This window comes from Paraburkholderia elongata, assembly GCF_013177735.1.
Classification (GTDB): domain Bacteria; phylum Pseudomonadota; class Gammaproteobacteria; order Burkholderiales; family Burkholderiaceae; genus Paraburkholderia; species Paraburkholderia elongata.
Window position 1 is genome coordinate 1 of the sequence record NZ_WOEZ01000016.1, and the last position, 14,738, is coordinate 14,738.

The 14,738-nt window shown below is 56.5% G+C and carries 10 protein-coding genes and 1 pseudogene; 9 read left to right on the forward strand and 2 right to left on the reverse strand.

Features of this window, described 5'->3' with window-relative positions:
- Window positions 1-560: 560 nt before the first annotated feature.
- Together GNZ13_RS51965 and GNZ13_RS02835 are read right to left on the reverse strand one after the other, a co-directional pair.
- Window positions 561-899, reverse strand: coding sequence for a bestrophin family protein (locus GNZ13_RS51965; protein ID WP_328807163.1), 339 nt, complete (start codon window positions 897-899; stop codon window positions 561-563).
- 586 nt (window positions 900-1,485) lie between these two features.
- Window positions 1,486-1,815 carry a hypothetical protein gene (locus tag GNZ13_RS02835; RefSeq protein WP_172160303.1) on the reverse strand — a complete coding sequence of 110 codons (330 nt, stop codon included), beginning with the start codon at window positions 1,813-1,815 and terminating at the stop codon, window positions 1,486-1,488.
- A gap of 820 nt (window positions 1,816-2,635) precedes the next feature.
- Between GNZ13_RS02835 and GNZ13_RS54125 the strand changes: the two genes are divergently transcribed.
- The 9 genes and pseudogenes from GNZ13_RS54125 to selB form a co-directional block, all read left to right on the forward strand.
- Window positions 2,636-2,980, forward strand: coding sequence for a LysR family transcriptional regulator (locus tag GNZ13_RS54125; protein WP_407945599.1), 345 nt, complete (start codon window positions 2,636-2,638; stop codon window positions 2,978-2,980).
- 624 nt (window positions 2,981-3,604) lie between these two features.
- On the forward strand, window positions 3,605-4,213 hold the full coding sequence (locus tag GNZ13_RS51970; RefSeq protein WP_236001771.1) for a hypothetical protein: 609 nt from the start codon (window positions 3,605-3,607) through the stop codon (window positions 4,211-4,213).
- 408 nt (window positions 4,214-4,621) lie between these two features.
- Complete coding sequence (gene selD, locus GNZ13_RS02850) at window positions 4,622-5,689, forward strand: selenide, water dikinase SelD (RefSeq protein WP_172160307.1); 1,068 nt, start codon at window positions 4,622-4,624, stop codon at window positions 5,687-5,689.
- A gap of 281 nt (window positions 5,690-5,970) precedes the next feature.
- Window positions 5,971-9,039, forward strand: coding sequence for a formate dehydrogenase-N subunit alpha (gene fdnG / locus GNZ13_RS02855; RefSeq protein WP_172160309.1), 3,069 nt, complete (start codon window positions 5,971-5,973; stop codon window positions 9,037-9,039).
- Window positions 9,040-9,047: 8 nt separating this feature from the next.
- On the forward strand, window positions 9,048-9,980 hold the full coding sequence (fdxH, locus tag GNZ13_RS02860; protein WP_172160311.1) for a formate dehydrogenase subunit beta: 933 nt from the start codon (window positions 9,048-9,050) through the stop codon (window positions 9,978-9,980).
- Entirely contained in the window at window positions 9,967-10,632 is a 666-nt protein-coding gene (locus GNZ13_RS02865) for a formate dehydrogenase subunit gamma (RefSeq protein WP_172160313.1), read from the forward strand. The genes fdxH and GNZ13_RS02865 overlap by 14 nt, the downstream gene beginning before the upstream one ends.
- A 112-nt stretch (window positions 10,633-10,744) precedes the next feature.
- Window positions 10,745-11,743 (forward strand): formate dehydrogenase accessory protein FdhE, encoded by a 999-nt coding sequence (gene fdhE, locus GNZ13_RS02870; RefSeq protein ID WP_172160315.1) that lies wholly within the window; start codon window positions 10,745-10,747, stop codon window positions 11,741-11,743.
- A gap of 16 nt (window positions 11,744-11,759) precedes the next feature.
- A pseudogene (gene selA / locus GNZ13_RS02875) lies at window positions 11,760-13,190 on the forward strand (L-seryl-tRNA(Sec) selenium transferase).
- Window positions 13,187-14,738, forward strand: a 1,552-nt coding sequence (selB, locus tag GNZ13_RS02880) for a selenocysteine-specific translation elongation factor (protein WP_172160318.1), incomplete at its 3' end; no start/stop codon positions are given. The pseudogene selA and the gene selB, both read left to right, overlap by 4 nt.

Sequence of the window (14,738 nt, forward strand, 5' to 3'; positions counted from 1 at the left end):
GTTCCTCTCACTGATTTGCAGCGGCAACTTCTCGGGCTACTCGGCGTCCCTGAAGGCGCTTTTCGCCCGCCAGACTAGCGACGAAATTCGCGCCAAATTGTGTCCTCGACGTGCGGAATGTAAGACTCGCCTTCAAAAATCTCGGAAATTGTCTGTTGCTGATTAAAATCGTATTTGCTGCATGTCGATATTTCTCGAGATGCTGCGTCATAGTAACCTTGGATTCCGTGATTTTGTAATCTGATTTGTGTGATTCGCACACATCGTTTCAACTAGAATGCAGCGATGGATGGTGAAATTTCCCCACACTTGCATTGGGTATGCATTTATCTCGAGGCCTACGCTATCCAAAGCTAGCCCGCTATCGTGATGCTGGCGCACAAGGCCTTCAATCCCAAATCCGTAGGCCTCTCAACGGTCCGGACCGGAAGGTACCTGAGCAATCTACCGCCCTTTGATGACGCCCAAGCTGCATTGAAGCGTGCGACGCAGCGTCCTGTGCATGAACTATACGGGCACCAGGGACGTACTGCGGCCGGAGTCGGATGACGTGTTCATGGCTAGGTCTGTATGCATCCATTCGATATTGGGCATGTGATGTTCTCCCCACCAAGTGCCTCTCTCAAGGTCGCCTCGATGCCCACTCTCAACGCGGTGAAAGGGAGATCATTGGGCTCAAGGCCAAACGGATCCTCAAGTTCTATTCTGAGCTTTTCCAGCGCAAAGAATATGTAGGAAAAGAATGTGGCGATGATGGGTGCCATGAGGCCGATCGAGTAAACGAGGCCGAATGGAAGCAGCAGGCAATAAAGGAATATCGTTCTATGAATTATCACCGAATAGGTGAACGGAATCGGAGTAGCGGCGATACGTTCGCACCCACCGATAGCGTCGCAGATCTTTCACATTCATACTTCAGTCGCTTGTACGACCGCGGGCGAAACATTGCCTTCCCGTAATTGCTCGCCGATCCATTCGCTAGCCATCTGTAGAAGTATTGTTGGCTTGTATGTGATGTCCTTCACTATCATACACTCCTCCGGTGATCGAAGCCGAGCAAAGTCTGGACCGGTATCGGTGCCTCGACGCAAGGCGTGAAACCTTCGTCATTGTATGAGAGAAAATTTTTGTCTGTCGGGTGGTGGTTGGTCGCAGGACGCCAAGTCAACTGCGGTGCGATTGGACCTTGTTCGGCGAAGGGTAGTCGATTCCGTTGTGGCAACATTCGCCCGATGTCGTCCGTTAGCGCAGTGGCGAGTGCCAATTGGAGGAGCGTCACACTGGCATGTTCAAAGAGCCCTACCAAAAGCGCAGGCGACCGATGTTGAAAGCGAAGTTGTTCTGCCCATCCAGTATGGCTAAGTGACGCACGGGCAGGAAAAAGCCTGCGGCGTTCATAGCATTAACAATGCTACGAGGCCGCAGGAGGGGAGGCCAGCCAACTTTACGACCAAGGAAAATCCGTCGTGGTCAGCCAAGCAACAACTAATCAGCTCTCGACAAATTGTGATGTACTCGTGACGTTTCGGCGGCCGTGACCAATAAGGAAAACGCTTCGTCTATGCCCATAACCTTTCTGGCTGCCTTTTTTGCCTTCTTCAAAATATCGTATTTTGTTTCTTCGGACACACGGCTGTATTCCGCAGGAGGCAGTTCGAATGAAACTCCCTCAAGCGTGATAGTGCGTACGAAGCCTTCCGCGGACATCTCTTCATGTAGTTCATCGTATTTTGACGATCCTGGCGCCGCGCCATGGAGTTCAACACGTACGGTGAAATTTAATAACGTAACCTTGTCAATGTGATCGGTAACCACCTTAACCCCAAGTTAGTTGTATGTTGCCAGTCATCCAGCCTCTTGCATGTTTCGGCGACGATATTTAGGTACACCTGAGTGTACCGGTTTATGTTGAGTCGGTAAGAGCCCTCATCACTGTCGTATTTGATGCATGGCGCAAGCAGCGAATTGGCTACCCTAATAGCTCCAAGGCCTGTGTCAGCGACAATCGCCACTCCTGTTCCATTCTTAGCAATATCGCCCTGCTAGTGGGCGGAGACGCGAATATCTGCAGATATCGCTGACAAGAGGGGCTTTAGGTACAGGTCGATACCTTCACCGAGATAACATTCATCTTGTGCACGCAAGCCCCTCGATGCATGTGAACAATCTCAGTCACTTGGACTACATCATAACGTGTGCCATGTACGAAACAAGCAGCAGATGACGAGAGAGGGATGCAAGCAGATCGAAACTGCTTGGTGATCGTTTCTGCAACGACCCAGGATGGAGCATGAGTCTGCGCGACGCGATTAAGGCGGGAGGAATTACTCAGGTCCTTTGACAATCGATACAAGGTCGTCTGAAAGGATCTCAAGAAAACGCACCCACATGGTGGTCGGCCATATGACGTCCTCCCCGCCCCGAAGGACCGGGGGTCTCGGCGGTTCAGCATGAAGAGCGGTCTGTAGAGGCGGACGCAGCGAGGTCTTGGGTCAGGCGCTCGCACCTCTTGCCCGTGGGATGGACCAAGTCGGCAAATAGCTGCATCGCCGAAAGAAGCGTCAACTGCTGATCGCCGGGACAAGTGAATTGTGATTAGATACTGCTATTTAACGGACGAGGCACGTTAATGTCAATGCTCGACTTTGGATCACTGCGTGCCTTGGTCTGTGTGGCCCGAGAGGGCAGCTTTACGAGGGCGGCCAACTGTTTGCATCGGACGCAGCCTTCCGTCAGTCATCAGATTCGGAAGCTTGAGGAGATGGTTGGCGAGCGTTTGCTTGAGCGATCAAGGTCAGAGAACTCGGTGCGGTTAACCCGTACTGGTGAGATTCTTGTCGGGTACGCGTGGAAAATCCTGGATCTAGTCCACGAAGCGGAGGAAGTGTTGAAAGCGGAATTGGAAATAGCGGATGAGCATCCGGAGAGGCTCCAAGATACGGCAGTATCGCGTCGCAGAGTGAACAGTGTGAGACAGTAATCTGCTTACCTCTATGTGCGCCTGGTAGCATAAAGTTGATAGATTTATAGATCGACTTCGGTCAATGCCAATTTGGGTATTCCAAGAATTGAATATATGGAACATCGGTCAGGTACATCGCTTCTTGATGAGTATCGCCACAATCGACTACACACTCCATACCGGGACCACTGGTTAGCGGTTCAGGAACCGGACCTGGTTCGGTGGTTGGAGGAGCAGGCCGAGAATCTCGACACGTCAGATGATTGTGCGGATGAGATTTTGCCTCGCTTGGGGAAAACGGGTTTGCTGCGGGTGGGAGTAGCTCCGGCCGACGGATCGATTTGTGATGCAATTGAGGTCGTTGCCTCACTAGCAGAGTACTCAATGACTGCTGCCTTCGTCTTTTGGAGTCAGAGGGCATTCATCGAATGCCTAGTGAATGGAACAAGTCATAGGCTACGCTCGGAACTGCTGGGCCGACTATATAGAGGCGAGGTGGCTGGGGCGGTTGGACTTTCGAACGCAATGCGATTCCTCACAAGGATGGAGCCCCTGCAGGTTACGGCCTCAGAACATGGCGAACGGGATGGGATGAGGTATTTTGCTCTCCAGGGAAGGCTTCCTTGGGCTACGAATATCCGGATGGCGGAATTCGTTGTTGCGATTGCTGCTGCGCGCGTGGAGGGGGAGGAGCCTGCGATTTACGCGGTGCGCGGTGGCGACGCTGCGCTTATTCGTGCCGAAAGGGTTGATCTGATCGGCCTACAGGCCAGCAATACTGCAGCATTGGAGTTCAATGGGGCCGTTGTTGACGAATCGTCAATGATTTCAACTGACGCGGCCAAATTCTTGGCAAAAGTCAGACCGGCATTCCTCGGTCTCCAGTGCGGACTGTCGATCGGTTTGGCCCGCCGATGCCTGCGCGCTGTCGCACATGCGTCGCCCCACGTCGAAGCCACGCTGGGAAACGATGCATTCGCGCTGGATGGTGAACTGAAGGACCTTACTCAGCAGCTATTTGATGGAATTTCGGACGGAAAATTCGCGCTAGAACCTCAAGGCCTTTTCAGGATTCGAATCAGACTTGCTGACGTTGTCGATAGCGCTACTCGACTCGATCTCCAGGCCACTGGCGCGCGAGCTTATGTCAGAGGAGCTGCTACCGGAGTTGCGCGCCGGCGGCGGGAAGCGATGTTCATTCCAATTGTTACACCCAGCATCGTACAGTTACAGGCACAACTCAAGGGATAGAAGATTCTTGCGCGCGGGCGATTGGTGCAGGCCGCTGTTCCGCTGCTCCGAAGAGCGCGTGGTGCTCGATTGATAGGATCCGGTCGATCCTTCTGTTGCGTTGAGGCAGCGTACTCTTCGATTTGCTATTGAGGAGTTGAGAGGACTTTGAATTCAACCGTTGGCTACGTTGATTGCTTTGAAACTGCTGCCCGGATTAATTCGCCATCTGCTCCTGTGTTTGGGGCTGCACTAACGAGACAATTCTGAAGCGACCAAAATCCACTCTGCCGTGAGCGACCATGAGGACGGAGCATCGCCTCTTCGATAGGGTGCAGTGTTAGATGGAACCAATCGTTCGTGCGATCCACCTCATGGGCCAATTTCGCGAGCCGTATAACTTCCGTTGGCTATCCGGATTCACTATTTATGCACTCCAGTTCTCTTGCTACTACTTCCGATACACGTTTAACCGAACTTGCACACGGAGGCGGCTGTGGTTGCAAGATAGCACCAGAACTGCTTCGAAAATTACTGAGTCGATCGGAGGTCTTCTGCGAGTTTCCAGACCTCCTGGTAGGTACGGAGACGTCCGATGACGCAGCTGTTTACAGGATCAATGATACGCAGGCGATTGTCGCCACGACCGATTTCTTCATGCCCATAGTCGATGACCCGTTTGAGTTCGGGCGCATCGCTGCGACGAACGCGCTATCAGATGTTTATGCAATGGGCGGTCGGCCACTGTTGGCGCTGGCCATCACTGGCATGCCGATCAATAAGCTCGCTCCACACACGATAGCTTCAATTCTTGAAGGAGGGGAGTCCGTATGCGCGAGCGCCGGCATTCCCGTTGCGGGTGGACACTCGATCGACTCAGTGGAACCGATCTATGGACTAGCTGCGATTGGGCTGGTAAATCCGCGGCGGATTGTCAAAAACAGTTGTGCTCGTGCCGGTGATGTTCTTGTGCTTGGCAAACCTCTCGGAGTGGGTGTCCTATCTGCCGCTTTGAAAAAAAGATGTCTGAGTGATCAGGGTTACAAGGCAATGCTCGACGTAACGACACAGTTAAACCGAACCGGTACTGTTCTGGGCTCAGTGGATGGCGTGCATGCGATGACGGATGTTACGGGATTCGGTGTTCTAGGTCATCTGCTGGAAATATGCCGAGGTGCTCGGTTGGAGGCAAGGCTTGCGTACTCCAATTTGCGATGGATACTAGGTGTTATCGAACTGGCGGAAGGGGGTGTGGTGACGGGTGCGTCTGGTCGTAACTGGAAATCTTACGGAGCGGATGTAACGCTCGCTGATGATTTACCCAGCTTCGCTCGAGATCTTCTCACAGATCCTCAAACGTCTGGCGGCTTGCTCGTAGCGTGTAAGCCGAGTGTAGTAGATCACGTTGTCTCGCTATTCCATGGCGATGGCTTCGCTGATGCGGCCGTCATTGGAGAGCTCGTTGATGGCGAAGCGACGGTCAAGGTGAACCGGTGAAGATGCGTGTTCGGATTGGCCCGGCTTATCAGTGCAACGCGGTAGTGAACGCTGTAATCGATCACACAGATGAACACGGGTGTGCGTGACGCGCGTTGGCGATGCTGTGTTTCTAAACGCTGCGCGGCGTTATCCCGCATATCAAAATCCAGGCTGGGCGAGTTGCAAGGCTCTTCGTTCAATTCTTTGCCATGAATAGGATTCGCACCACGGATTGCGTCATATCCCGTTTGCCCAAATGACAAGTCGGATCTGCCTAATTATGAATCAAGGTTTCCCCTATGGCTAATGTCACACGCCGACAGTTTCTTAAGATATCCGCAGCGAGCCTTGCAGGCTCGAGCTTGGCACTTGTGGGTTTTTCACCTGCGACTGCTCTTGCCGAAGTGCGTCAATACAAGCTGTCTAGAACCGTAGAAACGCGTAATACATGTACATACTGCTCTGTCGGGTGCGGTGTGCTCATGTATAGCTTGGGCGATGGTGCTAAGAATGCGAAGGGGAGCATCATCCACATTGAGGGTGACCCTGACCATCCGGTGAATCGGGGGACGCTGTGCCCGAAGGGAGCAAGCTTGCTGGACTTCGTTCATAGCGAGAGCCGCTTGAAGTATCCCGAATATAGAGCACCTGGATCGGACAAGTGGCAACGCATTTCGTGGGACGATGCATTCAATCGGATCGCGAAGCTGATGAAAGAAGATCGCGATGCAAATTTCATTGAGAACACACACGATGGTAAAAAGGTTAATCGTTGGGTAACGACAGGGATGCTGGCTGCGTCCGCTGCTAGCAACGAGGTTGGGTACCTTACCCAAAAGATCGTTCGTAGCTTTGGGATGTTGACCTTCGATAACCAGGCGCGTGTCTGACATGGTCCGACGGTGGCAGGTCTTGCCCCGACGTTTGGCCGTGGAGCGATGACGAACCATTGGGTCGACATCAAGAATGCGGATGTGATTCTGGTGATGGGCGGCAATGCAGCCGAGGCGCATCCATGCGGTTTTAAATGGGTAACCGAGGCGAAAGCACACCGGAAAGCGCGCTTGATCGTGGTTGACCCACGATTCACTCGTACCGCATCAGTAGCTGATTACTATGCACCGATTCGCACCGGGACCGATATCGCGTTCCTCGGTGGCGTGATCAACTACTTACTAACCAACGACAAAATTCAGCACGAGTATGTCCTAAATTACACGGATTTCAGTTTTATCGTGCGCGAAGATTTTGCGTTCAAGGACGGTTTGTATTCTGGCTATGATGAAGACAAGCGGATCTACGACAAAACGACCTGGGAGTACGAGCGAGGCAGCGACGGTTATGTAAAGACCGACCCGTCGCTCGGCCACCCGAGATGCGTCTACCGTTTGCTCAAGAACCATTACGCCCGCTATACGCCTGAGATGGTCGAAAAAATTTGCGGAACATCCCGCGAGAAGTTTCTCCATGTCTGTGAGGTACTTGCTGGGACGGCCGTAAAAAACCGCACGACAACGATGCTCTACGCTTTAGGCTGGACGCATCATTCGGTTGGTGCGCAGATCATTCGCGCAGGGGCGATGGTGCAACTTTTACTGGGCAATATCGGGATGTCTGGCGGCGGCGTTAACGCCCTCCGTGGACATTCAAACATTCAAGGTCTTACCGATCTCGGCTTGCTGAGCAACATGCTTCCAGGCTACATGACGCTTCCGATGGAGGTTGAGCAAGATTATGAGCAGTACATCGAGCATCGTGCGCTCAAGCCACTTCGGCCTAACCAGTTGAGTTACTACCAGAATTATCGTGCCTTTTTTGTTAGCCTCATGAAGGCATGGTGGGGTGATGCTGCCCGTCCCGAGAACAATTGGGGCTATGACTATCTGCCGAAGCTTGACAAATCATATGATTTGCTTCAGGCCATTGAACTGATGGTCGAAGGCAAGATGAACGGCTACATCTGTCAGGGGTTCAATGTCATCGCATCTGCGCCGAACAAGGCAAAGGTTCACGAGGGCCTTGCGAAACTGAAGTGGCTTGTCGTCATGGATCCTCTTGCCACAGACACTTCTGAGTTCTGGAAGAACTATGGGGAGTACAACAATGCAGACACGGCTTCTATCCAAACTGAAGTGTTTCGTCTTCCGACCAACTGTTTTGCTGAAGAGCACGGGTCGGTAGTTAGCTCCTCGCGGGTTCTTCAATGGCACTGGAAGGGAGCCGAGCCGCCTGGTGAAGCGCGCAGCGACCTTGAAATTATGTCGGCGATCTTTCTGCGAATGCGAAAGATGTATGAGTCAGACGGAGGCGTGTACCCAGACCCTATCGTTAAGCTTGACTGGCGGTACGATGACCCCGAAAGTCCGCGTCCAGACGAAGTGGCTCGGGAATACAATGGTCGTGCGCTGGTGGCGATCAAAGACCCTAAAGATGCTAGCAAGACGGTTGTCGGCGCCGGCCAACAACTTTCTGGGTTTGCGCAGTTGCGCGATGATGGCTCTACCTCGAGCGGTTGCTGGATTTTTTGTGGTGCGTGGACTGAGGCAGGCAACCAGATGGCGCGGCGAGACAACTCCGATCCGACCGGCATCGGCAACACACCTAACTGGGCGTGGGCGTGGCCGGCAAACAGGCGGATTCTCTACAATCGCGCGTCCTGCGACACAAGCGGAAAGCCTTTTGATCCTACAAGGGAGATAATTTCGTGGAATGGGAGCAGTTGGGGCGGAGCAGACGTTCCAGACTATAAGGTCGACGAAGCGCCGTCGCTGGGAATGGGGCCGTTCATTATGAATCCGGAAGGCGTGGCTCGGTTTTTTGCGCGTGGTGCGATGAATGAAGGTCCGTTCCCCGAACACTATGAGCCGTTCGAGACTCCGATTGGCTATAACCCACTGCACCCTGGTCATCCAATTGCAACGAATAACCCAATCGCACGCGTGTTTCCAGGAGACTTTAAAAATTTCGGGAAGGCGGACAAGTTTCCGCACGCAGCGACGACATATCGGCTAACGGAGCATTTCCATTCCTGGACAACTCATGCTCGTTTGAACGCAATTGTGCAGCCCGAGCAGTTCGTTGAGATCAGCGAGGATCTAGCTCGGGAAATCGGTGTGGTCGCGGGGCAACGGGTCAAAGTATCGTCGAAGCGCGGTTTCATTGTTGCAGTGGCGGTCGTTACGAAGCGGATCAAACCGTTGATGATTGATGGAAGGAAAGTTCAGACCGTAGGCATTCCCATACATTGGGCATTCAAAGGCGTTACTAGACCTGGATTTATTGCAAATACGCTTACTCCATCAGTTGGTGACGGTAATACCCAGACGCCTGAGTTCAAGTCTTTCCTCGTACGTGTGGAAAAGGCATAGGAGGCTTTATGGCGTTTCAATCTCTTGATGTCAAACGACTCTCGGCAACGACAGTAACACCTACGTCGATCCGAGAGCCTGTGACTGGCACAGTCGCCAAACTTATTGATGTTAGTAAGTGTATCGGTTGCAAGGCATGCCAGACAGCGTGTATGGAGTGGAATGACCTACGTGATGAGGTTGGCACGAACGCGGGAATCTACGACAACCCGCGCGATCTGTCGGAGCATTCGTGGACTGTCATGCGGTTCTCGGAGTACGAGAATACCGAGGGCGATCTCGAGTGGCTGATCCGCAAGGACGGCTGCATGCACTGCGAGGATCCGGGCTGCCTGAAGGCGTGTCCTTCGCCGGGCGCGATCGTGCAGTACACGAACGGCATCGTGGATTTTCACGAGGAAAACTGCATCGGCTGTGGCTATTGCATCACCGGTTGCCCGTTCAACGTGCCGCGCATTTCGAAGAAGGACAACCGCGCGTACAAGTGCACGCTGTGTTCGGACCGTGTGGCTGTCGGTCAGGAACCGGCGTGCGTGAAGACCTGTCCGACTGGCGCGATCATGTTCGGCACCAAGGAGGACATGAAGCAGCAAGCGGCGGATCGCGTCGAAGATTTGAAGGAACGAGGCTTCCAGAGCGCCGGTCTGTACGATCCTGCCGGCGTGGGCGGCACGCACGTGATGTACGTGCTCCATCACGCCGACAAAGCCAATCTGTACCACGGCTTGCCGCAGAATCCGAAGATCAGCGCGATGGTTTCGCTCTGGAAAGGGCTCGCCAAGCCGCTGGCGCTGGCAGGTATCGCGTTTGCTGCGGTGGCAGGGTTCTTCCACTACACCCGTGTCGGTCCGAACGAGGTGACGGAGGCGGAAGAAGCCGAAGCGCAGCACGAAGCTAATGAAGCACGCCGTTCGCGGGAGGCATCCGATGAAGCACGCTGAAAATCATGAGCACGTTGTGCTGAAAGACGTGAAGGGCAACAGCCTGATCCAGCGCTACACGCCGAATGAACGGACGAATCACTGGATCACCGCCATCACGTTCGTTTTGCTGGCGCTGTCCGGCCTCGCCATGTTTCATCCGGCGATGTCGTGGCTGTACGCGATCTTCGGCGGCGGGCAATGGACGCGAATTCTGCATCCGTTTGTCGGCTGCGTGATGTTCCTGTCGTTCCTGATCCTCGCGCTGCGCTTCTGGCACCACAACTTTCTGGACAGGGCCGACATCCAGTGGATGATGCACATTGCCGACGTGCTCAACAATCGCGAGGAAAAGCTCCCCGCGATCGGAAAGTACAACGCCGGTCAAAAACTGCTATTTTTCACGATGGTGATCTGCTTACCGCTGTTGCTCGTGAGCGGCGTCGTGATCTGGCGGCGCTATTTTTCCTTCTATTTCCCGATTGAGATAGTCCGGGTATCGGCATTGGTGCATGCGGCTGCTGCTTTCGTGCTGATCGTCGGCATCGTCGTGCATATTTATGCGGCGCTGTGGATCAAGGGCTCGATCGGCGCGATGACGCGCGGGACCGTGACCTACGGCTGGGCGAGAAAGCATCATCCGAACTGGTTCAAGGAAGTCATCGGCAAGTAGGGTCCGTAAAGGATAGGTGAAAAGCGCGGCGCAACTTGCCGTGCACGCGCTCCGAGCCGCCGCCTTTGTTCGATGAACGGCGGTGGTTCTTCAGTTTTCAGAGGTTGATACTTTGGTTCAACGCATTCTTGAGGCCGGTGATATCGAATCGCTCGATCACACGGCGATTCCCCGTATCCGTACACCGGAACGACTGGCGGTCTTTTCGGCGCGCGCCGCGCGGCTGTGTCAATTGGCGGCGCTCAGCAATCCGATCGCCGGCTATTTGCGTCTGATGGCCGTGCTGGCGGACGCGCAGCAAGCCGTGATCACCGGCTTCAAGGCGAAGCCGCCCAGCGCCGAGTTGATCGCGAGTGCGCAGCAGCATTCCATGCCGCTGATTCCGGCGCTCTCCGGCGTGCGCGATCCGGCGTGGCACGACGTTTTGCTTCAATTGCTCGACAAGGTGCAAGCTGCCGGTCCACTCACACCGCCGCTCGAAGCGCTCCTCGCCAGACTGCGAATACTCGATAAAGTCACGCTCGAAGCCCAGGCCGACGCGATCTTCGCGCAGCGCTTCGAGGAAGTCGATCCGGCGAGCGCGCCGTTCATCATGGCCGCGCTGCAAGTCGTATGGACCGACCTCGCCGCCGACATCGACAAGCGCGACGTGCCGTACATCGAGACGCTCGGCCTGTGTCCGGTTTGCGGATCGCATCCGGTGGCAAGCATGGTGCGCGTGGGCGGTGCGTATGACAATTACCGTTACCTGCAATGCGGCCTGTGTGCGACGGAGTGGCACATGGTCCGCGCGAAATGCTCTAACTGCGATTCGACCAAAGGCATTGCCTATCACGCAGTCGGCTCGCAGGACGCCGATGAGGCCACGCGAGAAGCCGATTCGAAGAATGCATCCTTGAAGGCGGAGTCGTGCGACGAATGCCATACTTACCGGAAGATCGGCATTCAGTCGAAGGACTACGATTTCGAACCGTTCGCGGACGATCTCGCCAGTCTCACACTGGACCTGCTGATGGGAGCGGAAGGTTACCGGCGCGCGTCGCCGCATCCGTGGCTCTGGCCGGAACAGGCCGATCCTGCGGCTGATGATTCTTCCGGCGAATCCGACTGAGAAAGAGGATTGCTTCGTGAGCGATGTAACCGGCTCTGAATTGCGGGCGCTGATGGCGCGCGTGCCGTCGGTGGAAAAGGTGATGGCCTCTGCCGAGTTTGCGGCGTTGCTGACGGAGTTCGGCCGTACGCAGGTGTTGGGCGCCCTGCGTCACGCACTCGACACCTGGCGCGCCAGCGCGCAGTCCGGCGATGCGTCGGTGAGCGCACTCGATATCGCGCAACTGCAGATCCCCGTTGAGGCCACGCTGCGCCGACGCAACGCGGCCCGTTTGCGCAGCGTCTTCAATCTGACCGGCACCGTGCTGCATACCAATCTCGGCCGCGCATTGCTGCCCGACGAAGCAGTGCAAGCCGTCATGAAAGCGCTCACGCAGCCGGCCAACCTCGAGTTCGATCTCGGCACCGGCAAGCGCGGTGACCGCGACGATCTGATCGACGAACTCATCTGCGAACTGACCGGGGCCGAAGCGGCGACCGTGGTCAACAACAATGCCGCAGCAGTGTTGCTCACGTTGTCCGCGTTGGCGTCGAAGAAAGAAGTGATCGTGTCGCGGGGCGAGCTGGTCGAAATCGGCGGCGCGTTTCGCATTCCCGACATCATGAGCCGCGCGGGCGCCAGGCTGCGCGAAGTCGGCACCACCAACTGCACGCATCTGAAGGACTAGGACGAAGCCATCGGTCCGCAAACCGCGCTGCTGATGAAAGTCCACACGAGCAATTACGCGATCAGCGGATTCACCAAAGAGGTCGGGGTCGACGCCATCGCGCCGCTCGCCCACGCGCGCGGCCTTGCCGTTGCGGTGGACCTCGGCAGCGGCACGCTGGTCGATCTGACGCAATGGGGCTTGCCGCGTGAGACGACGGTGCGTGAAACCATCGAAGCCGGTGCCGACCTCGTCACATTCAGCGGCGACAAACTGCTTGGCGGCCCGCAGGCGGGGTTGATTGTCGGCCGGCGTGATCTGATCGCAAAGATCAAGAAGCATCCCCTCAAGCGTGCGCTGCGGGTCGGCAAACTGACGCTCGCGGCATTGGAGCCCGTGCTGCAGATGTATCGCGCGCCGGAAAAACTCGCTGAGCGGCTGACCACGCTGCGTTTGCTCACGCGCCCGAGCGACGACATCCGGCTCACCGCGGAGCGGGTGCAGCCTGCGTTGCAGCGTGTGGCCGGCGATCGCTACGTTGTCACGGCCGAGCCCATGTTCAGTCAGATCGGCAGCGGCGCATTGCCTGTCGATGTGCTGCCGAGCTACGGCCTCGTCGTCAGGACCGCCGACGGCAAGCGCGGCGGCCGTCAATTGCTCGCGCTCGAGAAGCGCTTGCGCGAGATGGCGCGGCCGGTCATCGGCCGTATCGCCGACGATGCATTGCGTCTCGACCTGCGCTGTCTCGAAGCCGCCGATGAAGCGCAGTTGATCGAGCAACTGAAGGACATGCAGGCATGATCGTAGGTACGGCCGGGCATATCGACCACGGCAAGACGAGTCTGGTGAGAGCGTTGTCGGGCGTCGACACGGATCGTCTCAAGGAAGAAAAGGCGCGCGGCATTTCGATCGAACTGGGCTATGCGTACGTGCCGCTCGAGAACGGCGACGTGCTCGGTCTGATCGATGTGCCGGGCCACGAAAAGCTCGTCCATACGATGGCCGCGGGCGCCAGCGGAATCGATTTCGCGCTGCTCGTGATCGCCGCCGATGATGGCGTCATGCCGCAAACGCGCGAACATCTGGCGATTGTGGAACTGCTCGGCATCAAGCGCGGCGCGATAGCGCTGACCAAGATAGATCGCGTTGATGCTGAGCGGCTGCAGCAGGTGCATGACGAGGTTACAGCGTTTCTGAGCGGCAGCGTGCTGCAGGACGCGCCCGTGTTCGACACCTGCGCGACGCGTGAAGATGACTTTGGCGTGGCCGCGCTGAAGGCGCATTTGCAGGCAGCGGCAGTAGCGTGGCGCATGAGGCGCGACGACGGTCTGTTTCGTCTCGCGGTCGACCGGGTCTTCACGCTCGCCGGTCAAGGCACGATCGTGACCGGGACCGTGGTGTCGGGACGCGTCGCGGCGCGTGACACGATGCTGCTTGCGCCGAAAAATCAGCCGGTGCGCGTACGTAGCATTCATGCGCAGAATCGTCCGGCCGAGACTGGAAGGGCAGGTGAGCGCTGTGCATTGAATCTGGCGGGCATCGAGAAGAGCGCAATCGATCGCGGCGACTGGATCGTCGATCCGCGGCTGTCGCAAGCGTCGGAACGCATCGACGTCATGCTGACGCTACTCGCCGATGCACCGTTGACGCTTGAGCATTGGGCGCCGCTGCATGTACATCTGGGCACGCAGCATCAGGTTGCGCATGTCGCGTTGCTCGATGGCGAAACGCTCGACGCAGGTCAGCGGGCGCGCGTGCAGTTCGTGTTCGAACGGCCGGTGTGTGCGCTTCCTGGCGACCGCTTTGTCGTGCGCAATGCCCAGGCTAATCGCACGGTTGGCGGTGGTCATGTGCTCGATCCGTTTGCGCCTTCGCGCAAGCGTCGCTCACCCGAGCGGCTCGCGTGGCTGGATGCGATTCAGATCATGCTCGACACCGGGGCGCTGGATTCGCTTCTGGCAAGGGCTCCGTTTGGGTTGTCCCGCTCGTTGCTGGAACGACTGACGGGTATGCAGGCGGCCGTGCTCGTGTTGCCACCTGACACGTGCGTTGTGCAACTCCCCGGCGGTAATGACGCGTTGTTGATCGCCGATGCGTCATGGCGGGCATTGAATGCGCGGGTGACTACCGCACTAAAGCAGTACCACGAACGCTCGCCGGATGAACTCGGCCCGGATGTATCGCGCTTACGGCGGATCGCAGCGCCTCTCGTCGACGATGCATTGTGGCGCGCGCTAGTCGACGATGCGGCGGCGCGCGGCGAGATTGTCAGACGCGGGCCGTGGTTGCATCTGCCGGAGCATGCGGTGACGCTCGACGACGCCGACCGTGCACTCGCGGCGGCGCTGC

Coding starts and splice junctions, on each gene's coding strand:
- GNZ13_RS51970 (WP_236001771.1), top strand. CDS start 3,605: ATGGCGGAATTCGTTGTTGCGATTGCTGCTGCGCGCGTGGAGGGGGAG.
- fdxH (WP_172160311.1), top strand. CDS start 9,048: ATGGCGTTTCAATCTCTTGATGTCAAACGACTCTCGGCAACGACAGTA.
- selD (WP_172160307.1), top strand. CDS start 4,622: ATGCACTCCAGTTCTCTTGCTACTACTTCCGATACACGTTTAACCGAA.
- GNZ13_RS02865 (WP_172160313.1), top strand. CDS start 9,967: ATGAAGCACGCTGAAAATCATGAGCACGTTGTGCTGAAAGACGTGAAG.
- GNZ13_RS54125 (WP_407945599.1), top strand. CDS start 2,636: ATGCTCGACTTTGGATCACTGCGTGCCTTGGTCTGTGTGGCCCGAGAG.